The following is a 26243-nucleotide window of genomic DNA, read 5'->3' on the forward strand; positions in this document are numbered from 1 at the left end:
CCATAGCGTAAGCTAGTAAGATCCCTGAAAGATGATCAGGTTGATAGGTTCGAGGTGGAAGCGTGGTGACACGTGGAGCTGACGAATACTAATAGATCGAGGACTTAACCAATAAAAAAAGCGGAAACGGCTTGTTCAGAGCCGTAGGGCATTGGAACCCCCGACCAAGAAGCGCTTTTTGCTTCGACCGAGGGTGGTGAAATGACCGGAGGATCTAGCCGTTGGAGCTAGATTACGCTAAGAACTACATGAATGTTATCTAGTTTTGAAGGAATATATTTTTAAAATTCCTGTTGACATTCTGGAAAGAATGTGTATAATAATAAAAGTCTGGTAATGATGGCAGAGAGGTCACACCCGTTCCCATACCGAACACGGAAGTTAAGCTCTCTAGCGCCGATGGTAGTTGGGACCTTGTCCCCGTGAGAGTAGGACGTTGCCAGGCAAATGGAGGATTAGCTCAGCTGGGAGAGCACCTGCCTTACAAGCAGGGGGTCGGCGGTTCGATCCCGTCATCCTCCACCATAATATGTCGGAGGGGTAGCGAAGTGGCTAAACGCGGCGGACTGTAAATCCGCTCCTTCGGGTTCGGCAGTTCGAATCTGCCCCCCTCCACCATTCTTAATTATTGGGCTATAGCCAAGCGGTAAGGCAACGGACTTTGACTCCGTCATGCGCTGGTTCGAATCCAGCTAGCCCAGCCATTTAAGAGCCATTAGCTCAGTTGGTAGAGCATCTGACTTTTAATCAGAGGGTCGAAGGTTCGAGTCCTTCATGGCTCACCATTTAAAAGAATATGCGGGTGTGGCGGAATTGGCAGACGCACCAGACTTAGGATCTGGCGCCTTTGGCGTGGGGGTTCGACTCCCTTCACCCGCACTTTTAATAAAATATTTATAACATGTCTTGCGGAAGTAGTTCAGTGGTAGAATACAACCTTGCCAAGGTTGGGGTCGCGGGTTCGAATCCCGTCTTCCGCTCCAAACATGACATGCCGGGGTGGCGGAACAGGCAGACGCACAGGACTTAAAATCCTGCGGTGGGTGACCACCGTGCGGGTTCGACTCCCGCCCTCGGCACCATGTGCGCCCGTAGCTCAATTGGATAGAGCGTTTGACTACGGATCAAGAGGTTAGGGGTTCGACTCCTCTCGGGCGCGTTTTCTTTCGGGAAGTGGCTCAGCTTGGTAGAGCACCTGGTTTGGGACCAGGGGGTCGCAGGTTCAAATCCTGTCTTCCCGATATTTTAAAATATTATGGGGCCTTAGCTCAGCTGGGAGAGCGCCTGCCTTGCACGCAGGAGGTCAGCGGTTCGATCCCGCTAGGCTCCACTTTTCTTATTATTGGAGGTATACCCAAGTCTGGCTGAAGGGATCGGTCTTGAAAACCGACAGGCGGTGAGAGCCGTGCGGGGGTTCGAATCCCTCTACCTCCTCCATTTTATTGTTATTGAAATGGAATCATTAATAGTTTATAAAGATTATTATATAATGTATATTACCTTCATGGAGGTATACCCAAGTCTGGCTGAAGGGATCGGTCTTGAAAACCGACAGGCGGCGAGAGTCGCGCGGGGGTTCGAATCCCTCTACCTCCTTATTTTTAAAATTTATATTGTCGCGGGGTGGAGCAGTCTGGTAGCTCGTCGGGCTCATAACCCGAAGGTCGCAGGTTCAAATCCTGTCCCCGCAACCAAATGGTCCCGTGGTGTAGTGGTTAACATGCCTGCCTGTCACGCAGGAGATCGCCGGTTCGACCCCGGTCGGGACCGCCATTACATAAGGCTCGGTAGCTCAGTCGGTAGAGCAGAGGACTGAAAATCCTCGTGTCGGCGGTTCGATTCCGTCCCGAGCCATTATTTTGAATTAGCGAGCCGGCTTAGCTCAATTGGTAGAGCAACTGACTTGTAATCAGTAGGTTGGGGGTTCAAGTCCTCTAGCCGGCATCGTTTAGGGGCATAGTTTAACGGTAGAACAGAGGTCTCCAAAACCTCCGGTGTGGGTTCGATTCCTACTGCCCCTGTTTAGAAATATGGGCCTATAGCTCAGCTGGTTAGAGCGCACGCCTGATAAGCGTGAGGTCGATGGTTCGAGTCCATTTAGGCCCATCATCATATTCCGCAGTAGCTCAGTGGTAGAGCTATCGGCTGTTAACCGATCGGTCGTAGGTTCGAGTCCTACCTGCGGAGCCATGGCCCGTTGGTCAAGTGGTTAAGACACCGCCCTTTCACGGCGGTAACACGGGTTCGAATCCCGTACGGGTCATAAAAAGAGTCAGCATAATTGCTGACTCTTTTTTCTTATGTTACGTATACTTTCTCCTTTTACATACGATGTTGTAAATCTAAACAAATATGAAGTGAAGTATTTGAAATAAATAAAGGGATTTTGGGAAAACTATGGTATGTATTAAAAGGAGGGAACAAATAATATGCCATTTGTAAGAGATCTGATGAGTACAAATATTGTACAATGTACGCCTTTAGATAATGTGTATGAAGCGGCTGTTAAAATGAAAGAAGAAGAAATTGGTATGATTCCGGTCGTCGATAACAATCAAGTTGTTGGTCTTGTTACAGATCGCGATTTAGTTGTTCGTGGAATTGCCGAGAAGCATCCAGGGTCTAATAAAATTACAAATGTGATGACCACAAATATTGTTTCAGTAGCACCTAACGACCCGGTTGAGAAGGCAACAGAGTTAATGGCAAGATATCAAGTGAGAAGATTGCCAGTAGTAGAGAACGGGGTACTTGTTGGAATGTTAGCGTTAGGAGATTTAGCAACAGTAGAAGCAGCTGATGATCAAGCTGGTTTTGCCTTAGGTGAAATATCAGAGCATACAAAAGGATCACACGAACTTTAAGACGATTATGGATGAAAAATGAGAATCAGATACATTATTCTTGCAATTAGAATGAAAAGGAATTGTGAGTGTAATGTATCTGAAATAAAATTCAAAGATCATTGCTATATTTGAAAAGTTTTTTAAAATTTTTATTCTTAATTTTTATCACGATAAAAAATGATATACTAATAGATATAAGGGTTATGAGCGATTTTGAATATAGCAATATTTGTTGAGTTTTTATTATTAACAAACTTTAGCGTGTTTATATAGAAAGGAAAATTGGAAGGGGAGTTATATGAAAGCTGTGCAGGGCAATCCGAATTGGAATTTGGTGATTGATACATATGTGGAACCAAAAGATTTTGCTGATTTATTTTCTTTACTTGTACCTTGTCGTCCGAAAGGTGAGGAGAAAGAGAGAACACTTCTAGTATGGAAAGAAAAAGAGTTTTACAAAGAAGAAAATTTAATTCCATTCATTTTATATGGAATGAACAAAGTAAAAGAATTACCTCAATTTCATAAAGATGAGATTCCTACATTGGTGCGTATCGTTCGTTTATGCCAAGAGATTGGTTGGTATCAAGAAGCATATACATTTATGGTAAATCAAAGGTTAGATGAATTTGTACATACTTCAATGGAGTATGAAACGTGGGATTCCATAACACAAATTGTTGCTTTAAACTATTTAATTATTAAGTACCGTGTTGGAGAATTAAAAAATGAAGATGCAGTGATTTGGAAAAGAGTAAAATTTAATGAAAAATGTATAGAAGAATATCGAGAATTAGTATCTCATAAAGAAGTTTTAGAGTTCACATTCTTTTACCTATGTAAACAAGCAAAATCTCTTTCTAAAAAAGAACTAAATGATGATATGATGAATCTAGCAATATATTGCAATGCATATTTAGGTGATTTATATACATTTGATTTATTAAGAAAATATCGTAAATGCACAGATTTTCTTTCGTACTATGGTCCTAATCATGCTGTTATTGCATGTCAAAGAGCTGTCATTTCACAAATATCAGATCGGCTTGACCCATTAAAAACAACACATGTCGATGATTATTTATATGTTATGAAAGAAATGATGGAACATATGACAATAGAGATTATGAACCGCTATGGACACTTTATTGGTAAGCTATTATCTTACATACCATTCTTTGAAATGATTCAAGTTCCTCAGCATGCATATTATTATGAAGAACTCTTGCATGTATGTAAAGGGATTGAATATAAGGAAGAAATCTTACGGAATTATATTTTTATACAGTTACATGATTGTTTACCATCATTCTTTAAGGTGTTTTTAAAGAACAAACGTTATGCAACGATCCATGATATTTTATTTTACTGGTGTGACGATGAACAGAGAATGAGTCTAGAGAAAAAGTATAACTTAAGCTTCATTTATGAGAAATATGCGTGTGGCTAAAATAAATATATAAGCAAAAAGGATCTCCATTTACATGAGATCCTTTTTGCTTAGTAGTATGAACTAGCAGCCTGTATTTTCTTATACATCAAAGAAAGTGAGTTGTCTCCTCTTTCTAGATTCCTTGCTGCTTTTGTTTTTCTTGTTTCTTTTGTTTATCAGGAACATTAATATATTGGGACACAACCAGTAAGACTCCTAAGAAGAACACAGGGAATATGGAAGATAGATAAAAGCCACCACTTACTACGTTTGTTATAAAAGCACTTAAAAGAAAAAGTATAACGTAAATATGAGCAATTTTTTGTTTCAGACGAATTTGAAATGCTTCCATCATAATTTCTAAAATAACAAAAGTAATAATAATAGATAAAAATACAATGCTTGTATTATAAATAATTAAACAACAAATTAAGCCAAAGAAGGCTATAGATTCAATCATGAATGGGATATTGCGTGGCATAGTATTTACCTAACTAAATATGGCAGTGGATCAACTGCATTCGTTTTTTCAAAATTCCATTCTCCATTATGTAATTCAAAATGAAGATGTTGTCCAAAGGAATGTCCTGTATTTCCCATATGACCTAATAGTTGTCCAACTTGTACTGTGTCTCCGATCTTTACAGCGCGATCTTTCATATGAGCATAAACGGTTGTATACAATTTTCCATTGATCCGATGAGCAACGAAAACAACATTACCATAACTCGCTGAATAATAAGACTTCACAACTTTTCCTGAAGCAGCTGCATGAATAGAAACATTCCCTTGTGCAGCAATATCTACTCCATAGTGCATTTGTTCCCAGCGCATATCAAACGTTGAACTAATTTTTCCTTGTGTCGGAAATTTAAAAACAGCTGGGATAGAAGGATTTGTCTTTTTGCTTTGCGCTTGATTTTGGATGATATAATGTTTGGCTACATAGCCATACGCTGTGCCGAAGCGAATTTTATACCAAGTTCCGACTGTTTCTACAACCTGAACTTGTGTACCGTTTTGTAAAGAGCCGATGATCGTACTATTCGTTCCTGCATTACTACGTACGTTCAGTTTTGGAGTAGCAACGGTATAGGTAGGTGTGTTTTGTACGGTAATTCCTTTTACTAAAGGTTTTGAACCGCTAGATACAAAATCTTTTTGTACATATCCAATTTGGCCGTTGTGAAAAATTTTATACCAATTTCCTTCTGTTCCTTGAACTGCAACGAACTTACCATTCGGTAATACGTCAAGAATAGAAGATTCTGTATTCGGTTCAGAACGAACATTTAACGCATTTGCATGTACAATATATTGCTCGTTTCGCTTACTAGATTTTGTAAATGTAATAGCATCTTTTTTTATGTAACCGATCTGATTATGAATATTTACTTTATACCAGTCGTGAACTGTTTCAAGAATGGTAACAGGGGTGTTATAGGGGATGCTACCGATTGAATCATTGTTAACATTTGTAGTTGGATATAAGTCTGCTTTTTCTACTTTCACATAGCCAGTCTTTGCTTTTGATGTTTGCTGTGCAGCAGCTGTCTGCGTATCTACTTCTGTTACAGAAGGAAGTAAGGAAGCAATTGCGACAGTAGTTGCTGTTAAAGCTGTAGCTCTCAAGTTCATATAATCAAGGCCTCCTCTAGATGTAATACTGTACCTTTTATTATAGTATAAAGATAGAATCGAGTGGGGCTTATTCACATAAATGTAATATGAAATCAATAGAAAAATAATGTTAAGTGTATGGAAGTTTGCTTTTTAATGAGAAAATTGTGCGATGCCATGTGAAATCAAAAAAGAGGAGAATAATAACAGGGATGGAGAACCTCAACTGATTTATGTTTCTAGCAACAGTATATGAAGTAGATCATTAAGAAAATTAAAATAGTTGCTGAAGCTTGATGACGGTGTTATACTGACAATGGTAATTTTATATTGTGCTAGGAGAGTTGGTGTTGCCAACTGAGAGTAAGGCCGTAAGTCTTTGATCCTTTTATTACCTGATCTAGGTTATGCTAGCGTAGGGAAGCAATTTGGACGAAAGTATAAGTCCCCGTTTCTTTGCGCATGGAAACGGGGCTTTTTTATTTTATAATTTCATAACAGATACCACTAGGGGTGCTTGATAGGCTGAGAGAGGAATGAACCTTAACCCTTATGGACCTGATCTAGGTAATACTAGCGAAGGGAAGTGGAGCAATGCATATGTATATTTTTATTTGCTGTAGCCACTTCTTATATAGGAGTGGTTTTTTATTTGGATAAAAAGATATAAAGGAAGGGGAAATATATATGAAATTTTGTGACAGATTATTTGAAGCAGTGCAGCCTGTTTGGGAAAAAAGTCATAATCATCCTTTTGTAACGGGGATGGGAGATGGCACGTTAGAAAAGGATAAGTTCCAATATTACATCATACAAGATTATTTATATTTGCTAGATTATGCAAAAATTTATGCAATTGGTGTTGTAAAAGCAACGAATCCACAAGTGATGGCAAAATTTGCGGAACAAATCGATGGCATTTTAAATGGAGAAATGACAATTCATAAACAGTATGCAAAGCGTCTTGGAATTTCTATAGAAGAGATAGAAGCAGCGAAGCCATCAGCTAAAAACTTAGCGTACACAAACTATATGATGTCAGTATCGCAAAATGGTACATTGGCTGAGCTTATTGCAGCGCTGCTTCCGTGTATGTGGAGTTATTGGGAAATTGGAAAACGTTTAAATGATATTCCAGGAGCAAGAGATCATGAGTTCTTTGGGGAATGGATTCAAGGGTATAGCTCAGAAGAGTATGGGAATCTTTGCATTTGGTTAATCGATTTATTAAACGAACTAGCTGAAGGAAAAACAGAACAAGAATTATCCCGCTTAGAAGAGATTTTCCTATATTCCAGCCGCTTTGAATATTTATTCTGGGATATGGCATATCGCAAGGAGATGTGGGGTTTTGAAGACAAAGAGCATACTACAGTTTCATAATGTTTCCTTTCATTATGATGAAAAGCCTATTATAAAGGACTTAGATGCTTCCATAAAGGAAAAAGAATTTGTTAGCATCATCGGGCCGAGTGGCTGTGGCAAAAGTACATTATTTCGCTTAATTACAGGATTAGAAGATGCAGCGGCTGGAACAATTCAACTGATGGAAACAAAGAGTCATCCTGTAGGATATATGCCACAAAAAGATATGCTCTTGCCATGGAGAACGATTATTGAAAATGCAGCCCTTCCTTTAGAATGTCAAGGAATTAAGAAAACAGAAGCTGAAAGAAGAGCGAAAGAACTTTTAGAGCAATTTGGATTACAAGGATACGAGCAAAAGTACCCGAAAGACTTGTCGGGAGGAATGCGGCAACGAGTATCGTTTATTCGAACATTACTAACAGGTGGAGATATTTTATTGTTAGATGAACCGTTTAGTGCGCTGGATGCATTAACAAAGGCAACATTGCAAGAATGGTTGTTTGAACAATGGAAACAGTGGAAAAAAACAATTTTATTTATTACACATGATGTAGAGGAGGCGCTGTTTCTTTCGAATCGAATCCTCATTGTGACAACGCAGCCGATTACAACGTTAACAGAGCGTGTTGTCCCACTTGGGAAAGAACGGACAAGAAAAGACCTACACAGACCAGAGGTACTAGCGTTAAAGGATGAACTACTTAGTATGTTAAAAGGGCAGGTGCTTATATGAAGAAAATGAGAGAGCTACTGCCTGCATGTATATTAAGTGGCATATTGCTTGTAAGCTGGGAAGTGGGAGCTAGAATTGTAGATGAAATGTATATTTTACCAGCACCGACTGCAATTATAGCGAAAATGTGGGCGCTGCGTGACATACTCTTTACGGTTCATTTACCAGCAACGTTGTATGTCGTTTTTATCGGTGTTGCAATTTCTATTGTCCTTGGTGTTGGGCTTGCAATGGCAATGAATGCGAGTAAATGGATGGAAAGAGCTTTTTATCCGTTACTCGTTGCCTCACAAACAATACCGATTACCGCTTTGGCCCCATTATTTGTTTTATGGTTTGGATATTCTATTTGGAGCAAAGTTGTTGTGACGGTTTTAATTACCTTTTTCCCAATTGCGGTCAATATGTACGATGGATTGCGCAGTACGAAAAAGGATTGGGAAGAGCTGTTAGTTACATACGGCGCAACGAAAAAAGATATTTTTTTAAAATTAAAGTTGCCATCTGCACTTCCTTATTTTTTCTCAGCGCTTAAGATTGCTGTTCCGCTTAGCGTTATCGGTGCAGCAATTGGTGAGTGGCTTGGAGCGCAAGCTGGCTTAGGCTACTTTAGTAAGCGAATGATGACGCAGTTAGATGGGGCGGGAGTCTTTGCGCCAATTGTCCTTTTATCATTACTTGCTATTTTGTTTGTCCTACTTGTTTCTATATTCGAAAAGAAATTTATTAGTTGGAGGAAACATTCATGAAATTATTCAAATACATCTTTGTGTTTACTTTATTCATTGCAATGATTGCAGGATGTTCTACTGATTCAGCGTCAGATAAGCAAAAAAAGGAGAAAGAAGTTACGGTGATGCTCGATTGGTATCCAAATGCGGTGCATAGTTTTATCTATGCAGCAATCGATAAGGGGTATTTTAAAGAAGAAGGTGTAAAAGTAAATATAAAATTCCCTTCTAATCCAACTGATCCTTTAACATTACCAGCAACAGGAAAAGTGACAGTGGGCTTATACTATCAACCAGATGTAATTATTGCAAAGGCAAATGAACAAATTCCTGTGAAATCAATTGGGGCGGTTGTTCGCTCACCGTTAAACCATATTGTTTCATTAAAGTCAGCAGGTATTCAATCACCAAAAGATTTAGTGGGAAAAACAGTTGGTTATTCTGGAACACCTTTAAGTGAAGCGTATTTAAAAGCAATGGTAAAAGAAGATGGTGGGAATCTGAGCGATGTAAAAGTAGTCGATGTAGGATTTGATTTAGTACCAGCATTAATTACGAAAAAAGTAGATGCTGTCACAGGGGCATACATTAACCATGAAGTTCCTGTCATGCGTCATCAAGGTCACGAGCCAGCGTACTTTAATCCAGCTGACTACGGCGTGCCAAATTATCATGAACTTGTGTTTGTCACAGGAGAGAAAACGTTGAAAAAGGATAAAGAAGCTCTACAGGCTTTCTTACGCGGTACGAAAAAGGGATATGAATTTATGAAAAAAAATCCAGATGAGGCTCTTAACATTTTATTAGATCATCAAGAAAAAGAAAACTTCCCACTCGTCCCTGAAGTTGAGAAGGAGAGCATGAAAATTTTATTAGAAAAAATGGAAACAAAAGATGAGCCATTTTTATCAGATTCAAAAGAGTCATGGGAAAAACAAAATAAGTGGTTGAAAGAAAAAGGAATGACAAAAGAGCTTGTTCCTGCTAATGAATTATTTGAAAACATTTTAAAGTAGGCGAATGTGTATGGAAAATGAACTTCATGTCATTTCAAATGGTCAAATGACATTTGAAGAGCTAACGAATGTAGCGATGCAAATGGAGAGTGAGATTGATTATTTGCATATTCGTGAACGTGAGAAAAGTACGAAAGAGTTGTATGAAGGTGTGGAAGGTCTCTTAAAAAGAGGCTTTCCCGCATCTAAACTTGTAATCAATGACCGAATTGATATTGCAATTTTATTAAATATTCCGCGCGTACAATTAGGATACCGCAGCGCAGATGTGAAATCTGTGAAAGAGAAATTTTCTTATTTGCATGTTGGTTATTCTGTGCATTCTTTAGAAGAAGCAATCGTAGCGTTCAAACATGGAGCGGATTCGCTTGTTTATGGTCATGTATTCCCAACGAGCTGTAAGAAAGGTGTCCCTGCAAGAGGACTAGAAGAAATTTCAGATATGGCAAGGCGGTTAACAATACCGATTACAGCTATTGGAGGAATAACACTTGAAAATACAACAGAAGTTCTTAAATCTGGTGTGAGTGGTATTGCAGTTATGTCTGGAATTGTAAGCGATCGTAATCCATACGAGAAAGCAAGATTGTATAAGGAAATCATAAGAAAGTGGGCGGGAAATCATGAGTAAGAAGTATGATGTAGCCATTATTGGCGGTGGTGTAATTGGTAGTTCAGTTGCACATTTTCTAGCAGAAAGAGGTTGCGAAGTTGCAATTGTTGAGAAGCAAAGAGTTGCTTCGGAAGCATCAAAAGCAGCGGCGGGACTCCTTGGAGTACAGGCGGAATGGGATGCATACGATCCGCTTTTTGAACTTGCTAGAGAGAGCCGTGCAATATTTCCGCAACTTGCAAAGGCTTTACGAGAAAAAACGGGAATTGATATTGGATATGAAGAGAAAGGGATATATCGGATTGCTCAAAATGAAGAGGAGAAAACGAGAATACGAAATATCATGCACTGGCAACAAGAAACAGGTGAGGAATCTTATTATATAACAGGAGATGAGCTTCGCCAAAAGGAACCGTTTCTTTCTTCTTCTATTATCGGTGCTGTCTATTATCCAAAAGATGGTCATGTTATTGCGCCAGAACTAACGAAAGCGCTCGCACAATCTGCGGCCATTTCTGGTGCTGATATATATGAACAGACAGAAGTATTTGATATTCAAATTGAAAAAAATAGAGTATCCGGAATTGTTACGAGCGAAGGCTTTATTTCATGTGAAAAAGTAGTTATTGCAGGTGGTTCATGGAGTACAAAACTACTTCAATATTTTCATAGAGATTGGGGTACTTATCCTGTAAAAGGGGAAGTAGTCGCAGTAAAAAGCTATAAGCCATTAATAAGGGCTCCGATTTTTCAAGAAAGATTTTACATCGCGCCAAAACGCGGAGGTCGCTATGTAATGGGAGCAACAATGGAACCTCATACATGTAACAAATCTGTACAACCAAAAAGTATCACTTCGATATTAGAACGTGCTTATTCCATTTTACCAGCTTTAAAAGATGCGGAGTGGGAAACCGCATGGGCAGGGCTGCGGCCGCAATCAAATCATGACGTTCCTTATATGGGAGAGCATGAGGAAATAAAAGGGTTATGTGCTTGTGCAGGTCATTACCGAAACGGTATTTTATTGAGTCCTATTTCTGGTCAATATATGGCCGATATCATAGAAGGAAAACAAAATAATCATTTGTTAGATTCATTGCTTTCAAAGTCAGTTTAGAAGGGGGATGGAAGTTTGTATTTGAAAATTAATGGTAGGCAAGTAGAGGTGCCAGAACATATTAAAACGGTAGCGGAATTGCTTACTCACTTAGAGTTGGATACAAAGATTGTTGTGGTGGAACGCAATAAGGATATTTTGCAAAAAGAAGACCATCAAGACACTTCCGTTTTTGATGGTGATCAAATTGAGATTGTAACTTTCGTAGGAGGCGGTTGATTATGTTAAAAATTGGACCATTCACATTCAAATCTAGACTTTTATTAGGAACAGGAAAATTTTCTGATTATGATGTGCAAAGAAAAGCAATCGAAGTATCAGAAGCGGAAATTTTAACATTTGCAGTGCGCCGAATGGATATATTTGATGCACTGCAACCGAACTTATTAGAAAAAATTGATGTAAAAAACTACACATTACTTCCAAATACAGCAGGGGCAAAAACAGCTGAAGAAGCGGTTCGTATTGCAAAACTAGCAAAAGCATCAGGTCTATGTGACATGGTAAAAGTAGAAGTGATTGGTGATGATAAAACGTTATTGCCAGATCCAGTAGAGACGTTAAAAGCATCTGAAATGCTTCTTGAAGAAGGGTTTATTGTTCTTCCTTATACATCAGATGATGTTGTATTAGCTCGCAAACTACAAGAACTTGGTGTGCATGCGATTATGCCTGGTGCGTCACCAATTGGTTCAGGACTTGGTATTGTAAATCCGTTAAATATAAGCTTTATTATTGAACAAGCAACGGTACCAGTTATTGTAGATGCAGGTGTTGGGAGCCCAGCTGACGCAGCATTTGCGATGGAATTAGGGGCAGACGGTGTGTTATTAAATACAGCTGTATCTGGTGCGAAAGATCCTATTAAAATGGCGGAAGCAATGAAACTAGGTATTCATGCAGGACGTTTAGGATTTGAAGCAGGACGTATTGCACGGAAACGCTTTGCAACAGCAAGCAGTCCTTTAGAAGGAATGAGCGTAGTTGAATAATCGATATTCTCGTCAAGAGCTATTTTCTTCAATAGGAGAAAAAGGGCAACAAAAGATAGGAGAAAAGCATGTATTCATTATCGGTGCAGGAGCACTTGGTAGCGCTAATGCAGAAATGCTTGTAAGAGCGGGTGTGGGAAAAGTAACGATTGTAGACCGCGATTATATTGATTGGAGTAATTTGCAAAGGCAGCAACTATATGCTGAAGAAGATGTGAAGAACCATCTTCCGAAAGCTGTCGCGGCAAAACAGCGTTTGAAAGCGATTAATAGTAGTGTAGTAGTAGAGGCTTTTGTGAAAGATATAACCGCAGAAGAGCTAGAAGAACTTATTCCCAATGTCGATGTCATAATTGATGCGACTGATAATTTTGAAACACGTTTTATAGTAAATGATATATCACAAAAATATTCAATTCCATGGATTTACGGAGCTTGTGTAGGGAGTTACGGTCTTTCTTATACTATTTTGCCAGGAAAGACACCGTGTTTATCTTGCTTACTACAATCCATTCCACTTGGCGGAGCAACATGTGATACAGCAGGTATTATTTCACCTGCTGTATCGATCGTTGTTTCGCATCAAGTAACAGAAACGCTTAAACTTTTAGTAGAAGATTATAAAGCGCTTCGGGATGGTCTCGTGTCATTTGATGTATGGAAAAATGAATATTCCTGTATGAATGTACAGAAGTTGAAAAAGGAACATTGTCCATCTTGTGGTGAGAAAGCAATCTATCCATATTTAAATAAAGAGAATACGTCAAAAACGGCTGTTTTATGCGGTAGAAATACAGTTCAAATTCGTCCTCCTCATAAAGAACAGCTTGATTTTCATAGATATAAAGAACTGTTACATGACCGCGTAGCTGATTTAACAGTGAACCCATATTTATTGTCATTTCGTGCTGAAGGAAAGCGGCTTGTTGCTTTTCAAGACGGGCGCGTTCTTGTGCACGGAACGAAAGAGATAGCAGAAGCGAAAACAATATATCATCGTTATTTTGGATAAAAGGAGTGAATGAGATGAAAGTAAATAAAGCATTAACAATTGCTGGATCTGATAGCGGTGGCGGTGCTGGAATTCAAGCTGATTTGAAAACGTTCCAAGAGCTTGGTGTGTACGGAATGACGGCGATTACCACCATTACTGCTCAAAATACACTTGGCGTTCAAGGGGTATATCCTGTTTCGCTTGAAGGAATTGTAGAGCAGTTGAATTCAATTGGTGCTGATTTAACACCAGATGCAGTGAAACTTGGAATGTTATTTAGTGGTGAAATTATTCAAGTTGTTGCAGAACATATTAAAAAATTCGGCTGGAATAATATTGTTCTAGATCCTGTTATGATTGCAAAAGGCGGGGCGTCACTATTGCAGCAAGAAGCTGTTCATGCATTGAAAGAACATTTACTACCGATCGCCACTGTTATAACGCCAAATGTACCAGAAGCAGAAGTATTAACAGGTATTCAGATTCATAATATAGAAGATAGCAAAGAAGCTGCAAAAGCATTGCATACATTAGGTGCTCAGTATGTTCTGATGAAAGGTGGACATGCAGAGTATCAAGGAAGTGAAGTGATTGATTTCTTGTTCGATGGCGAGCAATTCATTGAATTTAAAAGCGAAAGAATTGCTTCAAAACAAACGCATGGTAGCGGTTGCACATTTGCCTCTGCTGTAACGGCGGGACTTGCCAAAGGATACGATATGAAAGATGCCGTTCAAGAAGCGAAACAATTTATTAGTAGTGCAATTGCAGAGCCATTAAATATTGGCAACGGCCATGGACCAACGAACCATTTTGCATATAAACGTAAAGAAGTACGTATGTAAATATTTCAGATGAGAGTGCTAGAAAACAGGAGCTAACTGGTTCCTGTTTTTTTATGATGATGAATAACTTTCGTTGAATAATATATTAAAAAATTGTTTTTTTCGAGGATATTCAGAAAATCGTTCATTATTTTTAATTGTTTACAATTTCCATATTTAGGAGTATGATATCAGCCAAAATCTGTTTTTTGTAACGCTGAGTCCAATGATTTGGAGCGGAGGAACCAAATTGTGCCTGGTCACTAGGGGTGAATCTTTCATGATGAAAGTAGGGCTACTCTCAAAGTCCGAATCCGACAGCTAACTTCGTAAGCGTTTTGGGAGAGGGTGGTGCAATGATGGATGTATCTCTTCAGCGATCTGGTTAGTATAGGAGAATATCAACTGATTCTTTTATGCTAGGGAGGATGAAATACATGGGTGAGAAACAAGGACTAACACTCATTTGTGTAGGAGAAAAGGATAAGTTAAACAGTTTAAGAGAATTAGTATCTTTTCAAAGTGAATTGATTATTTTGGCTGCTAATGAACAAATAGCAGCAGAAGTAAGAAAGTTTGGTTTTCAAACAACTTATTGCTTTAATAAGGAACTGAATATAACAAGTATTTGTACAGGCATAAAAAAGGTTATCTTGCTCGGTGATGACTTGCCAACCGTTAGTTTTTTTACGGAGTGGATTCGGTTTTCGTTTCAAGTACCTATTACAGTTGTGACAAGAAATAAAAAATATCCAGTCAGGCTTTATCAAACAATTGGAGCTACATTTGTCGTGTTTACAAACTGTGATAACATTTCTTTTTTATTTCTTGAATAGAGCGGAGGAAGCGGAAATGAAAGTATTATTACTTGCCGATATAGCAAATCGCTGGGCGGTATCATTAGAGAGAATTCAAGAATTAGCTGCGCTAGATCCTCTTTTTCCAAGGCCGTATATGATATTGCTATCAAAAGATAATTTGTATTTAGAGAAGGATATTATCGAATATGAGCAGTTACATGCAGAATTGTCACAAGTTTATATTCGAGGGAGAAGTTTACGGGCATTTTTATGGAGTAAATAAAGGGTTGAGCGACTATAAAGTGTAGTAAGAGAGACACTTCATAGTCGCTCTTTTCTTTTTTATGTAACAAGCCATTTTCACGAAAAAGAAAGAAAAGATAAGAAAATAGATGATAAAATAATTATATTCAGTAATGTAAGCGGTTATATGGCAAGAAATCTTATTATTTTCAGTAATTTTATTCTTTACAAGTCAAAAATAGAGGAGTATATTTACTCTCATAAATTATTTATAAAAATTTCCAAAAACAACCTTATATCGCTGAGTCCAATGATTTGGAGCGGGGGAACCAATTTTGTGCATTGTCACTTGGGGTGAATCTTTCTTTATGAAAGTAGGGCTACTCTTTAGGCCCGAATCCGACAGCTAACTTCGTAAGCGTTTGGAGAGGAGGTTTACTTTTGTGTTGTTCATTTTTGAACACTGAGTAGAGCCTCAGTGTTCTTTTTTGATGATTTAATGGTAAAAAAATACATTTTGTGAGGGATAAACATGTTAGATATTCTGATAATTGGATTTTGTATTCTACTCGTATTCTCCATGATTGGTCTAGCAAAATGGTCGGATAAAGTTGTGAAAGAAGGGAAATCGAAATGACGATTATACTTTCGGCCGTAGTACTTTTTATTACAGGTTACTTAGTTTATGCGTTATTAAATCCAGAAAAGTTCTAAGCTAGGAGGAAGAAGTAATGGTAACATGGGTTGCAGCTATCGTAACGATAGTATTGTTTATACTACTTGCAAAGCCAATGGGAACATATGTAGAAAAGGCGTTTCAAGGGAATAGAACGTTAGAGAAAGTGTTTGGTCCGATAGAGGGTATCATCTTTAAAGTAGGTGGCATTCAGAAAAAGAATCAAACTTGGATCCAATACGTATTTGCGATGTTATTTACGAATGCTTGTATGATTTTGTTTGTATATCTTGTTTTTAGGTTGCAAGGCATTCTTCCATTAAACCCAAGTAAAGTAGAGGGAATGGAACCGACACTTGCATTTCATACAGCGATTAGCTTTATGACGAATACGAATTTACAGCATTATAGCGGTGAAAGTGGATTATCATACTTAGCGCAGATGATTGGGATTACGTTCATGATGTTTACAGCGCCAGCGACAACATTGGCATTTGCAATTGCATTTATTCGAGGGTTAGCTGGAAAAGAAGTAGGAAACTTCTTTGTTGATTTTGTTCGAGCGATTATAAGGGTGTTAATGCCACTTGCATTTATTATGGCACTTATATTCGTCGCGCAAGGAATGCCGCAAACATTGAGCGGCAGCGCAGTTGCTCAAACGATTGAAGGAGCAAAGCAAGTGATTCCGAGAGGACCAATTGCTTCATTAGAATCTATAAAAATGCTAGGAAATAATGGTGGTGGATTTTTTGGAGTAAACTCTGCACATCCTTTTGAAAATCCAACAGCAATTACGAATGTGTTACAGATGATGCTTATGATGCTTATTACAACATCACTGCCATTCACATATGGAAGAATGATTGGTAGTAAGAAGCAAGGAAGAATTTTATTTGTATCAATGCTCATGATGTTTGTCATTGGATTTGGTATGGTTGTTACAACTGAATTACAAGGAAACCCCGTTTTAAATCAAGTTGGCATGAATCATGAACAAGGCAATATGGAAGGAAAAGAAGTTCGATTCGGTACAATCATGACAGCACTCTTTGCAACGGTTACGACAGCATCGGAAACAGGTGGTGTGAACGCGATGCATGATACGTTTACCCCGCTTGGAGGGATGCTTACACTTGTGAACATGCTTTTAAATACGGTGTTTGGCGGCGTTGGAGCAGGATTTATTAACGTGATGATGTATGCGATGATTGCTGTCTTTATTTCAGGGTTGATGGTTGGACGTACGCCAGAGTTTCTTGGGAAAAAGCTAGAGGGAAAAGAGATGAAACTTATTGCTGTTACATTATTATTTCAACCGTTATTAATTCTTGGGGCATCGGCAGTTGCGTTTTCTACCCATTTTGGTACAGAAGCGATTACAAATTCAGGATTTCATGGTATTACACAAGTAATCTATGAATTTACTTCATCAGCAGCAAATAATGGTTCTGGTTTTGAAGGGTTGGCAGATAATACACCATTTTGGAATATTTCAACTGGACTTGTGATGTATGGAGCACGTTTCTTCAGCTTAATAACAATGCTCGCTGTTTCGGTATCTTTAAAAGAAAAAACAGTTGTACCAGAAACAGTCGGAACATTCAGAACGGATAATGGGTTATTTGGAGGGATTTTTGTTGGCACAATCTTTATCGTCGGTGCGTTAACGTTCTTTCCAATATTCGTTTTAGGACCAATTGCAGAGTTTCTGACTCTATAAGAACGAAGCGAGGGGAATCAATATGAGGCCAGTGATAGCAAAAGGGAAGCATGTACAGGTTATGCCATCTTCAAAAAGAGAAGATGGTGAAGTAAGGAGTGCGAAAACAATGGATCGTGATATTGTATTAAATGCTTTCAAACAAGCAGTTTTGAAATTAAATCCAAAGCAAATGATAAAGAATCCAATTATGTTTGTTGTCGAAATCGGATTTTTTATTACACTTCTTTTATCGGTTGTACCGAGTTTATCAACAAATGTTCCGTTATGGTTCAATATAACAGTTACATTTGTCCTTTTATTCACAGTTCTTTTTGCAAATTTTGCAGAAGCATTGGCAGAAGGACGCGGGAAAGCGCAAGCGGATTCATTAAAGCAATCGAAAAAGGATGTTTATGCGAATGTCGTAAAGGAAAATGGGGAAATTACTCGGGTTTCAGCATCTCGTTTAAAAAAAGGTGATATCGTTCTTGTAAAACAAGGAGAAATGATTCCAGGTGATGGGGAAGTTATTCGTGGTTTAGCATCTGTAGATGAATCGGCAATTACAGGTGAATCAGCACCAGTAATGAAGGAAGCGGGCGGTGATTTTTGCTCTGTGACAGGCGGTACGATGGTTGTGAGTGATGAAATTACGATTCAAATTACAAGTAATCCTGGCGAATCTTTCTTAGATAAAATGATTTCATTAGTAGAAGGGGCAACGCGTCAAAAAGCGCCGAATGAAATAGCATTAAATACAGTATTAATAAGTTTAACATTCATCTTTCTCATTGTAGTTGTAACGCTTCCATTATTTACAAATTATTTAGGATTTCAAATTGATACTTCCATTCTTGTTGCGTTACTCGTTTGTTTAATTCCAACAACAATAGGCGGACTATTATCCGCAATTGGGATTGCTGGCATGGATCGTGTAACAAAGTTTAATGTACTCGCAATGAGCGGAAAAGCAGTGGAAGCAGCAGGGGATATTAATACAATCATTTTAGATAAGACAGGTACGATTACATTTGGGAACCGGATGGCACATGCTTTACTGCCTGTCGGAAATGAGACAATGGAACAATTAGCGAAATGGGCGGCACTTAGCTCGGTGTTAGATGAAACACCGGAAGGACGTTCCGTTATGGATTACGTACAATCAAAAGGAATTTCTTACAATGCATCTGAGGCAGAGACAGGAGAATTTGTTCCTTTTAAAGCTGAAACGAGGATGAGCGGCATGGATCTAAATAGCGGGGAAAAAGTAAGAAAAGGGGCAGTTGGGGCCGTTATTGAGTGGGTGCAGTCTCAAGGAGGAAAGGTTCCAAACGATTTACATCAAAAAGCAGATGTAATCGCCAAAGAGGGTGGTACACCACTTGTAGTTGCAGTGGGAAATCGAATTTTCGGTTTAATCTATTTAAAAGATACTGTGAAACCTGGTATGCGTGAACGTTTTGAACAGCTTCGACAAATGGGGATAAAAACGGTGATGTGTACGGGGGATAATCCGTTAACAGCGGCAACGATTGCAAAAGAAGCAGGGGTAGATGAATTTGTGGCTGAATGTAAACCGGAGGATAAAATAGCTGTTATTAAAGCAGAGCAAAAATTAGGTAAATTAGTTGCGATGACAGGTGATGGGACAAATGATGCACCAGCGCTCGCACAAGCGGATGTTGGTCTTGCAATGAATAGCGGTACCGCAGCAGCAAAAGAAGCGGCAAATATGATTGATTTAGATTCTAATCCAACAAAAATTATTGAAGTGGTTGCGATTGGAAAACAGTTATTAATGACGCGCGGTGCATTAACGACATTTAGTATTGCAAATGATGTAGCAAAATACTTTGCGATTATTCCAGCGATGTTTACAGTTGCGATTCCGCAAATGGAGGCACTTAATATAATGGGACTGCACTCACCGCTTTCTGCCATTCTGTCAGCGCTCATTTTTAACGCAATCATCATTCCGATGTTGATTCCACTCGCAATGAAAGGAATTGCATATAAACCGATGAGCTCCAATACGCTACTTTTTCGTAATTTATTTATGTATGGTTTTGGTGGTGTGCTTGTACCATTTATCGGGATTAAATTGATTGATTTAGTCGTCGGACGATTCATTTCATAGAGAAGGGGGTATACACATGACTGAGAAACAAAATGTATTTGGTCCTGTTGTTCGCTTAACTGGAGTGCTTGTTGTTCTATGTGGTTTGATTTATCCAGCTATGGTAACTGGAATTGCACAAGGGGTAATGAAGGATAACGCAGATGGAAGTTTAATATATGAGAAAGGGGAAATCATTGGCTCTAAACTAATCGGACAGGAGTTTACCTCCGCAAAATATTTTCATGGACGTATATCAAGTATTGCCTATAAAGCGGAAGGGTCTGGGTCAAATAACTATGCGCCTTCTAATCCAGAGTTACGACAACGTACAGAAGAAAGTATTGAGAAATGGAAGAAAGATAATCCTTCTGTCCCAGTAAGAGAAGTACCAATAGATTTCGTAACAAATTCAGGTTCAGGGCTGGATCCGGATATTAGTCCTAAAGCGGCATACGCACAAGTAGACCGCGTTGCAAAAGAAACGAAAATTTCGAAAGAGGAGTTAAAGGCTATCATTGCTTCGCATATAGAAGGTCGTGCATTTGGATTATATGGAGAAGAACGTGTGAATGTTTTACAGTTAAATATGGAAGTCAAAAAACGAATACAATAAAAAATAGACTACCTCAATCCTATTTTGATTGAGGTAGCTTCCTTTTGTAAAGGAGTGAGATTATGTACGCTGAAGAATATGAGCCGAAATTTCAAAGAAGGTCACCGGAGGATTATTTAGAAGAAATACAGAGAATGAATAGAGGAAAACTAAAATTATACGTCGGGGCAGCACCTGGTGTTGGGAAAACGTATAAAATGCTACTTGATGCACATGAAATGAAGAAAGAAGGGCTAGATGTTGTTATTGGGCTGGTTGAAACACATGGGAGAAAAGAAACGGAAGCGGCTATTTTGGATTTAGAAATAATTCCTTTACAAGAAATAGAGTATAAAAGAAAGCGATTTTATGAGCTGAATGTAGAGAAAATTATAAAGCGAGCACCGCAAGTAGTCGTGGTAGATGAACTTGCTCATAGCAATATTCCAGGAGCGAAACATAAAAAAAGGTATATGGATGTAGAAGAACTATTAGAGGCGGGAATATCAGTATTATCTGCATTTAATATTCAACATTTAGAAAGTGTTCATGATATCGTAGAACAGATTACAAATATAAAAGTAAGAGAGCGTATTCCTGATTGTATTTTACAAAAAGCAAATGAGATTCAACTTGTTGATGTTACGCCAGAAGTGTTACGGAAAAGGTTAAGAGATGGAAAGATATATAAGGAAGAAAAGATTAAGCAAAGCTTGGAACACTTTTTTACTATTAATAATTTGGGGGCTTTACGAGAGTTATCGCTGAGAGAAGTTGCTGATGATATGGATGAGAAAATGAGTCAATCACTCATGGAACCGATTGGTGTAAAAGAAAAGATTCTCGTTTGTGTGCAATATAGTTTGGCGGCAGAAAAATTAATTCGGCGTGGATGGCGGATGGCGAATCGATTAAATGCTGAATTATTTGTATTAAATGTAGAAAGAGGCAACGTAGAATCTATTTCAGCAGGAAGAAGACAAATCATTGCTGAATGGAAAGCATTGACGAAACAGTTTGAGGCAACATTTCTATTAGAAGAGGCAAAGGGGAGAAAGCCAGCAGCTGTTATGATTGAAGTTGCAAAACGATTACAAGTTACACAAATTTTGCTTGGACAATCTGCAAGAACGAGGTGGGAAGAAATTTGCAAAGGTTCGATTGTGAATGAAATCATGAGAGAAACGAAGTATATAGATATTCATATTGTTGCTGATCAAAGGAAGTAAAAAAGAGAATGTTCAGAAGTAGTGAGACACTTTATCTGAACATTCCTTTTATATTATATTTCGCTATTTTTCGGTAGCTGTTTCCTTACATATAAGACGATGATGAGAAATAGCATTGCTCCTGTGAAGAAAATCCAAAAGTAATTTTGCGGAAAAAATAAAAACCCACCAATCATGGGACCTGTGCTCATTCCGATATACCGAATGAAATTGTACATCCCAATTGCAGTTGCTCGCTCCTTAATAAATTCTTCTGTTAACAAAGTTGTGTGAGTGGGCAGCGATATTCCCATGCTAAAACCGTATAGGGATATCGCAATAAGAAGAATGAGGATGTTTATATCATATGTGAAGGAGAATAAGAGAACACATAGGATATTGAAAAAGCTAGTAATCAGTAAAGCTTGTTTTGGCGAGAGCCATCTTTGGAAAAACTTATAGTAATAACTTCCTAGCATCATACATAAGGCCAGCGGTACAAACGTCATTCCAATTTCATGCACATTTAGATGGAATACGTTTGTAAGTATGCTAGGTAAAAAAACGAGGAAACAAAAATACATACAAAATTGCATAAAGCCAATGAGGGCAATAGAGAGACCAATTTTATGTTTGAAAAGATTCCAATAAAGACTGTGTTTTTTAGTTGTGGTAAGGATAGATGGCTTTGTTTCAGGAAGTAATATGATATTAACAATGGATAAAAATATTCCAGTTATAGATAAAAATAGAAAAACAGTTACATGCCCATTTATGTCCCCAAGATAGCCACCAATTAGTGGACCGATAGTAGGAGCGAGGGCAAGTATCGTTTGATAAATGCTCATTGCTTTTCCACGTTCTGTCCCTTCAAATAAGTCCCCAATAATGGTGGCCGCTACAATCGGAATGGCAGCAATTCCGGACGCTTGAATCGTTCTAAATATAAGGAATACATAAATATTTGTTGCAAAAGAACAGCCGATTGCGCCAATGGTTCCGATGCATAGACTAGGAATTAGGATATATTTTCTGCCTTTCATATCAATGAGTGGACCATAAACGAGCTGCATCACTGCGAGAATAAAAGTGAAAAGTGAAACGGTTAAATGAACAAGGGAGAGCGAAGTGTGAAAAGTAGTTTGAATCATTGGTAAAATAGGTGTATAAATATTTTGAGCCAAAGATCCTAATAGAGCACTCAAACAAACAGTGTATAAAATAGATTGTAATTGTATTGAAGATAATGCCTGTTTCATAGTAGAACCTCCTTTTGTTTCCTGGGAAACTAAATATATTGTATCATGATTTTATTCCTTGTAAAGATGAAAAAATAAATTTAAAATGATATAGAGTTAAATTGTTTCTATGGAAACATATATAATATAACGGAGGCGAATCGATTGGATCGTGCAGAGAAGCAAAGAGAAATACTTTCGGACATTCGGACACTTTTTCATAAAAAAGAAGAATATATGAAGGATAATCATGCCCGTTTTCTTCAGGAGGCAGGTGTGGGGGAGATGTCGTTATCAGAACTACATGTCATTGAATGTATTGGAAACAAAGGTTTAATAAATGTAACAGCGATTACGGAAGAAATGGGAATGACAAAAGGAGCTATTTCTAAAATTTGTACGAAGCTGTTTAACAAAAAGTATGTTGAAAAGATGAAAATGTTGGATAATCAAAAAGAAATATTCTTTTGTTTGACAGAGAGTGGAAATGAAATCTATAGAGCTCATGAGAAGTTGCATCAACAAGTTGAGGAGAAATGGCTTTTTCTTTTGAATCAGTATACAGAGGAAGAATTGTTGTTCATCCAAAGATTTGTAAGAGATGTAGGAGCACATTTAGAGACGAGTACAAAATAAAGAATGCTGCTATTTGAACTGTCATGTGAAGAGTAAAAGAGGCTAAGTCTTTTGAATATGTTTTTTTACACCTACTCATATATAATAGAAAGAGATACTTAACAATATGAATAATTAAATAGTCTAGGTATATAAAGAGGAGAGGAAGAAATGCTTGAAAATACGGGGTTAGTATTAGAAGGCGGCGGTATGCGCGGCGTATATACTGGTGGGATACTTGAATACTTTATGGAACAAGATTTATATTTTCCGTATGTCATTGGTGTTTCCGCTGGTGCTTGTCATGCAGCGTCGTATCTTTCTAGACAAAGAAATCGAAATAAGGTAGTAAATATTGATTACGCACAACATCCAAGATATTTATCATATAAGAACTTTTTAAAAAAGCGTCAACTATTTGATATGGATTTCATTTTTCATGAAATTCCGGAGAAGCACGTTCCTTTTGATTTTGAAACATATTTTAATAGTCCAGAACGTTTCGTTGTTGGAACGACCGATTGTGAAACAGGACAGCCTGTTTATTTTGAAAAAGAAGGAACGAACGAAGATGCATTAAACTTATTGCAAGCGTCTAGTTCTTTGCCATTTATTGCACGGATTGTAAACTATCGTGGCAAGCAATTATTAGATGGAGGAATCTCTGATCCAATTCCAGTTCGTAAGGCGCAGACAGATGGATATAAAAAGTCAGTTGTGATTTTAACAAGAAATCATGGATATACAAAGAAAAAAACAAAGTTTGGATGGGTTGTAGCTAGGGCCTATAAAAAATATCCGCATCTTGTTCGTGCTATGCTTACTCGTTATGAATTATATAACGAAACACTTCATTATATTGAAAAAGAAGAGGCAGCAGGTAATTTATTTGTCATTCGCCCTGAAAGGCCATTGCAAGTAGATCGTATGGAAAAAGATGTGACAAAACTACAAGGCTTATATGAGCAAGGATATGAAGACGCAAAAAGAAAATTTGCAGATTTACAAGCATTCTTGCAAAACTAAATGTAGTTGTAATGATTGTTTCGCACCGGTGAGATGACGAAATTTGTTGGCTGATGGCTAAGTCATTAAACTTGATAAGGAAATGAAGAATAATAAAAAATAATAAAAAATAATAAAAACCCTTAGCTCACAATTTTGTGTGCTAAGGGTTTTTATTAATGTGGTAAGAAAATTAATTGATAAGCAAATAAAATTCCAAATATATATACAAGCGGGTGAACAGCATTGAATTTACCTTTTGCCATTTTCATAAGTGGGTATGAAATAAATCCAAGGGCAATCCCTGTTGAGATACTGGATGTAAGTGGCATGCTTAAAATCACTAAAAATGCTGGGAATGCTTCATCAAATACATCCCAATCAATGTTACGTACAGCACCCATCATTAAGCTACCAACGATAATTAATGATGGTGATGTGATTGCTGAAACGCCAGATACAGCACTTACTAAAGGACCGAAGAATGCTGCAGCTACAAACAATACAGCAACTGTAATTGTTGTTAAACCAGTGCGACCACCAGCTGCCACGCCCGCAGAGGATTCAATGTAAGCTGTTGATGGTGTTGTTCCAAACATAGAACCAATTGTTGCTGAGAAAGAATCTGATAGAAGAGCTCGTCCTGATTTTGGAAGTTTGCCATCTTTCATAAATCCACCTTGCTGAGCTACTCCAAGTAATGTACCCGTTGTATCGAACAATGTAACAAGGAAGAATGAAAAGACAACGCCGTACAATCCGTATTGGATAACATCAGAAACAGCAGTAATTGGATTAGAAACAATAATTCCTTCAGGTAATCCAGGCATGGATGTAATGCCGTTTGAGAATGTTAATTGTCCCGTGAAGTAAGCAATGATTCCCGTTAATAACATTCCGATAAAAATAGCACCATTTATATTTAAGGACATAAGAATAAGCGTAATTCCAAGACCTGCGAACGCTAGTAACACAGGAGCAGAGTGAAGGTCACCAAGTCCTACTAAGTTAGAGTCATGTTTTGTTACGATTCCTGTCATGCGTAAGCCGATAAAAGCAATAAATAAGCCAATGCCAGCAGTGATTGCATGTTTTAAGTTATTCGGAATGACTTCCATTAATTTTGTACGGAAAGATGTGAATGATAATAAAATTAAAATCATACCTGCCACAAATACAGCAGAGAATGCAATTGTAAATGTCATGCCTTCGTGTGCTTTTACTACCGAGTATGAGAAGTAAGCATTCAGTCCCATACCTGGAGCAATTGCAATTGGTAAGTTTGTAAAGATGGCCATAAATAATGTTCCGACAATAGCAGCAATAATTGTTGCTGTAAATGCTTGCTCAAAAGGAACACCCGCATCTCCAAGGATAACAGGGTTTACGACAATAATATATGCCATTGTTAAAAAGGTGATTATACCTGCCATAATTTCAGTTTTAATAGAAGTTTTATGTTTTGAAAGGTTAAACATATAAACATCCTTTCTGTTTACGAATGATTCTAGCAACAGTTATATATAATATTCGTTTTTTGTTTTTTTTGCAAGAGTTTTGTACAAAAAAAGTTTATACCATTTTGTATTTTATGTTTTGATGTCGAATATTAGTCATAAAACGATGTATACAATTCGTGTTTTTTCCGCTATTGATGGATAGTAAGACTCCTCTTTAAAATGCAGTGAAAGTACTTGATACATAATTACTTTTAGTAGATATGTACATGATAAGAAGAAAAGAGTAAGAAGGA

Annotated in this window: 26 protein-coding genes, 20 tRNA genes, 2 rRNA genes and 4 riboswitches; of the genes, 44 read left to right on the forward strand and 4 right to left on the reverse strand. The window is 37.9% G+C overall.

Going from position 1 to position 26243, the window contains the following annotated elements:
* The 24 genes from MR058_RS00005 to MR058_RS00120 all read left to right on the forward strand — a co-directional run.
* Positions 1-112, forward strand: a 23S ribosomal RNA gene (locus MR058_RS00005); the annotation flags it as partial.
* Positions 113-329: 217 nt separating this feature from the next.
* A 5S ribosomal RNA gene (gene rrf, locus MR058_RS00010) occupies positions 330-445 on the forward strand.
* A 4-nt stretch (positions 446-449) separates the two neighbouring features.
* Positions 450-525 (forward strand) — tRNA-Val (locus MR058_RS00015).
* A 9-nt stretch (positions 526-534) separates the two neighbouring features.
* Positions 535-618: transfer RNA gene (locus tag MR058_RS00020), tRNA-Tyr, on the forward strand.
* An 11-nt stretch (positions 619-629) separates the two neighbouring features.
* Positions 630-704 (forward strand) — tRNA-Gln (locus MR058_RS00025).
* A 5-nt stretch (positions 705-709) separates the two neighbouring features.
* Positions 710-785: transfer RNA gene (locus MR058_RS00030), tRNA-Lys, on the forward strand.
* A 13-nt stretch (positions 786-798) separates the two neighbouring features.
* Positions 799-879 (forward strand) — tRNA-Leu (locus tag MR058_RS00035).
* A gap of 29 nt (positions 880-908) precedes the next feature.
* A tRNA-Gly gene (locus MR058_RS00040) sits at positions 909-983 on the forward strand.
* Positions 984-993: 10 nt separating this feature from the next.
* Positions 994-1082, forward strand: a tRNA-Leu gene (locus tag MR058_RS00045).
* A gap of 3 nt (positions 1083-1085) precedes the next feature.
* Positions 1086-1159 (forward strand) — tRNA-Arg (locus tag MR058_RS00050).
* An 8-nt stretch (positions 1160-1167) separates the two neighbouring features.
* A tRNA-Pro gene (locus MR058_RS00055) sits at positions 1168-1241 on the forward strand.
* Positions 1242-1257: 16 nt separating this feature from the next.
* Positions 1258-1330, forward strand: a tRNA-Ala gene (locus MR058_RS00060).
* A 14-nt stretch (positions 1331-1344) separates the two neighbouring features.
* A tRNA-Ser gene (locus MR058_RS00065) sits at positions 1345-1437 on the forward strand.
* A gap of 69 nt (positions 1438-1506) precedes the next feature.
* Positions 1507-1596, forward strand: a tRNA-Ser gene (locus MR058_RS00070).
* 21 nt (positions 1597-1617) lie between these two features.
* Positions 1618-1694 (forward strand) — tRNA-Met (locus MR058_RS00075).
* Between the two features lie 3 nt (positions 1695-1697).
* Positions 1698-1773: transfer RNA gene (locus MR058_RS00080), tRNA-Asp, on the forward strand.
* A gap of 8 nt (positions 1774-1781) precedes the next feature.
* Positions 1782-1854: transfer RNA gene (locus tag MR058_RS00085), tRNA-Phe, on the forward strand.
* A 17-nt stretch (positions 1855-1871) separates the two neighbouring features.
* A tRNA-Thr gene (locus MR058_RS00090) sits at positions 1872-1944 on the forward strand.
* 6 nt (positions 1945-1950) lie between these two features.
* Positions 1951-2021 (forward strand) — tRNA-Trp (locus MR058_RS00095).
* An 11-nt stretch (positions 2022-2032) separates the two neighbouring features.
* Positions 2033-2106: transfer RNA gene (locus tag MR058_RS00100), tRNA-Ile, on the forward strand.
* Positions 2107-2115: 9 nt separating this feature from the next.
* Positions 2116-2190 (forward strand) — tRNA-Asn (locus MR058_RS00105).
* A 1-nt stretch (position 2191) separates the two neighbouring features.
* A tRNA-Glu gene (locus MR058_RS00110) sits at positions 2192-2263 on the forward strand.
* Positions 2264-2429: 166 nt separating this feature from the next.
* Positions 2430-2864: a CBS domain-containing protein gene (locus MR058_RS00115; RefSeq protein ID WP_242141798.1), complete on the forward strand. Its 435-nt coding sequence runs from the start codon at positions 2430-2432 to the stop codon at positions 2862-2864.
* Positions 2865-3144: 280 nt separating this feature from the next.
* The gene (locus MR058_RS00120) at positions 3145-4296 is read left to right on the forward strand and encodes a DUF3965 domain-containing protein (RefSeq protein ID WP_242141799.1); all 1152 of its coding nucleotides are present in this window, start codon (positions 3145-3147) and stop codon (positions 4294-4296) included.
* 115 nt (positions 4297-4411) lie between these two features.
* Here MR058_RS00120 and MR058_RS00125 read toward each other — a convergent pair whose 3' ends face one another.
* Both MR058_RS00125 and MR058_RS00130 read right to left on the reverse strand, forming a co-directional pair.
* A complete protein-coding gene (locus MR058_RS00125; protein ID WP_242141800.1) occupies positions 4412-4759 on the reverse strand; it encodes a hypothetical protein in 348 nt (115 codons plus the stop codon).
* 5 nt (positions 4760-4764) lie between these two features.
* Positions 4765-5916, reverse strand: coding sequence for an SH3 domain-containing protein (locus MR058_RS00130; protein WP_242141801.1), 1152 nt, complete (start codon positions 5914-5916; stop codon positions 4765-4767).
* 309 nt (positions 5917-6225) lie between these two features.
* A riboswitch (TPP riboswitch) is annotated at positions 6226-6337 on the forward strand.
* A 60-nt stretch (positions 6338-6397) separates the two neighbouring features.
* Positions 6398-6500, forward strand: a riboswitch (TPP riboswitch).
* 85 nt (positions 6501-6585) lie between these two features.
* On the opposite strand from MR058_RS00130, the gene tenA reads away from it, so the two are divergent.
* The 18 genes from tenA (at position 6586) to kdpDN (ending at position 21653) form a co-directional block, all read left to right on the forward strand.
* Positions 6586-7281 carry a thiaminase II gene (gene tenA / locus MR058_RS00135; RefSeq protein ID WP_242141802.1) on the forward strand — a complete coding sequence of 232 codons (696 nt, stop codon included), beginning with the start codon at positions 6586-6588 and terminating at the stop codon, positions 7279-7281.
* The gene (locus tag MR058_RS00140) at positions 7250-7999 is read left to right on the forward strand and encodes an ABC transporter ATP-binding protein (protein ID WP_242141803.1); all 750 of its coding nucleotides are present in this window, start codon (positions 7250-7252) and stop codon (positions 7997-7999) included. Before tenA ends, MR058_RS00140 begins: the two co-directional genes overlap by 32 nt.
* Complete coding sequence (locus tag MR058_RS00145; protein WP_242141804.1) at positions 7996-8748, forward strand: ABC transporter permease; 753 nt, start codon at positions 7996-7998, stop codon at positions 8746-8748. The genes MR058_RS00140 and MR058_RS00145 overlap by 4 nt, the downstream gene beginning before the upstream one ends.
* Positions 8745-9746, forward strand: coding sequence for an ABC transporter substrate-binding protein (locus tag MR058_RS00150; RefSeq protein WP_242141805.1), 1002 nt, complete (start codon positions 8745-8747; stop codon positions 9744-9746). The genes MR058_RS00145 and MR058_RS00150 overlap by 4 nt, the downstream gene beginning before the upstream one ends.
* A gap of 10 nt (positions 9747-9756) precedes the next feature.
* Positions 9757-10377, forward strand: coding sequence for a thiazole tautomerase TenI (tenI, locus tag MR058_RS00155; RefSeq protein ID WP_242141806.1), 621 nt, complete (start codon positions 9757-9759; stop codon positions 10375-10377).
* On the forward strand, positions 10370-11479 hold the full coding sequence (gene thiO / locus MR058_RS00160; protein WP_242141807.1) for a glycine oxidase ThiO: 1110 nt from the start codon (positions 10370-10372) through the stop codon (positions 11477-11479). The genes tenI and thiO overlap by 8 nt, the downstream gene beginning before the upstream one ends.
* A 15-nt stretch (positions 11480-11494) precedes the next feature.
* Entirely contained in the window at positions 11495-11698 is a 204-nt protein-coding gene (thiS, locus tag MR058_RS00165; RefSeq protein ID WP_242141808.1) for a sulfur carrier protein ThiS, read from the forward strand.
* A 2-nt stretch (positions 11699-11700) separates the two neighbouring features.
* Entirely contained in the window at positions 11701-12471 is a 771-nt protein-coding gene (locus tag MR058_RS00170) for a thiazole synthase (RefSeq protein ID WP_242141809.1), read from the forward strand.
* On the forward strand, positions 12464-13483 hold the full coding sequence (locus MR058_RS00175; protein ID WP_242141810.1) for a thiazole biosynthesis adenylyltransferase ThiF: 1020 nt from the start codon (positions 12464-12466) through the stop codon (positions 13481-13483). The genes MR058_RS00170 and MR058_RS00175 overlap by 8 nt, the downstream gene beginning before the upstream one ends.
* 14 nt (positions 13484-13497) lie before the next feature.
* Positions 13498-14310: a bifunctional hydroxymethylpyrimidine kinase/phosphomethylpyrimidine kinase gene (gene thiD, locus MR058_RS00180; RefSeq protein ID WP_242141811.1), complete on the forward strand. Its 813-nt coding sequence runs from the start codon at positions 13498-13500 to the stop codon at positions 14308-14310.
* Positions 14311-14494: 184 nt separating this feature from the next.
* Positions 14495-14641, forward strand: a riboswitch (cyclic di-AMP (ydaO/yuaA leader).
* An 85-nt stretch (positions 14642-14726) separates the two neighbouring features.
* Complete coding sequence (locus MR058_RS00185) at positions 14727-15125, forward strand: hypothetical protein (protein ID WP_242141812.1); 399 nt, start codon at positions 14727-14729, stop codon at positions 15123-15125.
* Between the two features lie 16 nt (positions 15126-15141).
* Positions 15142-15372 (forward strand): hypothetical protein, encoded by a 231-nt coding sequence (locus MR058_RS00190; protein WP_242141814.1) that lies wholly within the window; start codon positions 15142-15144, stop codon positions 15370-15372.
* A 249-nt stretch (positions 15373-15621) separates the two neighbouring features.
* Positions 15622-15767, forward strand: a riboswitch (cyclic di-AMP (ydaO/yuaA leader).
* A 97-nt stretch (positions 15768-15864) separates the two neighbouring features.
* A complete protein-coding gene (locus MR058_RS00195; protein ID WP_048721397.1) occupies positions 15865-15969 on the forward strand; it encodes a hypothetical protein in 105 nt (34 codons plus the stop codon).
* Positions 15966-16046 (forward strand): K(+)-transporting ATPase subunit F, encoded by an 81-nt coding sequence (gene kdpF, locus MR058_RS23545; protein WP_048721399.1) that lies wholly within the window; start codon positions 15966-15968, stop codon positions 16044-16046. Before MR058_RS00195 ends, kdpF begins: the two co-directional genes overlap by 4 nt.
* Positions 16047-16063: 17 nt before the next feature.
* On the forward strand, positions 16064-17731 hold the full coding sequence (gene kdpA, locus MR058_RS00200) for a potassium-transporting ATPase subunit KdpA (RefSeq protein ID WP_048721402.1): 1668 nt from the start codon (positions 16064-16066) through the stop codon (positions 17729-17731).
* Positions 17732-17753: 22 nt separating this feature from the next.
* Positions 17754-19850: a potassium-transporting ATPase subunit KdpB gene (kdpB, locus tag MR058_RS00205; RefSeq protein WP_242141816.1), complete on the forward strand. Its 2097-nt coding sequence runs from the start codon at positions 17754-17756 to the stop codon at positions 19848-19850.
* Positions 19851-19866: 16 nt separating this feature from the next.
* Positions 19867-20445, forward strand: a complete 579-nt coding sequence (gene kdpC, locus MR058_RS00210; RefSeq protein ID WP_242141818.1) for a K(+)-transporting ATPase subunit C — start codon at positions 19867-19869, stop codon at positions 20443-20445.
* Positions 20446-20507: 62 nt separating this feature from the next.
* Entirely contained in the window at positions 20508-21653 is a 1146-nt protein-coding gene (gene kdpDN, locus MR058_RS00215; RefSeq protein ID WP_048721411.1) for a KdpD-like non-kinase potassium sensor, read from the forward strand.
* 53 nt (positions 21654-21706) lie between these two features.
* Here the strand turns inward: kdpDN and MR058_RS00220 are convergent, their stop codons facing one another.
* Complete coding sequence (locus MR058_RS00220; protein WP_242141820.1) at positions 21707-22891, reverse strand: MFS transporter; 1185 nt, start codon at positions 22889-22891, stop codon at positions 21707-21709.
* Between the two features lie 144 nt (positions 22892-23035).
* Here MR058_RS00220 and MR058_RS00225 point away from each other — a divergent pair, with 144 nt between their 5' ends.
* Complete coding sequence (locus MR058_RS00225) at positions 23036-23506, forward strand: MarR family transcriptional regulator (RefSeq protein WP_048721418.1); 471 nt, start codon at positions 23036-23038, stop codon at positions 23504-23506.
* Between the two features lie 150 nt (positions 23507-23656).
* Positions 23657-24511: a patatin-like phospholipase family protein gene (locus MR058_RS00230; protein WP_048721420.1), complete on the forward strand. Its 855-nt coding sequence runs from the start codon at positions 23657-23659 to the stop codon at positions 24509-24511.
* Positions 24512-24666: 155 nt separating this feature from the next.
* Here MR058_RS00230 and MR058_RS00235 read toward each other — a convergent pair whose 3' ends face one another.
* Complete coding sequence (locus tag MR058_RS00235) at positions 24667-25968, reverse strand: NCS2 family permease (protein ID WP_011983734.1); 1302 nt, start codon at positions 25966-25968, stop codon at positions 24667-24669.
* Positions 25969-26243 lie beyond the last annotated feature (275 nt).

The organism is Bacillus cereus group sp. BfR-BA-01430 (assembly GCF_022663115.1).
GTDB classification, from domain to species: domain Bacteria; phylum Bacillota; class Bacilli; order Bacillales; family Bacillaceae_G; genus Bacillus_A; species Bacillus_A cereus_BD.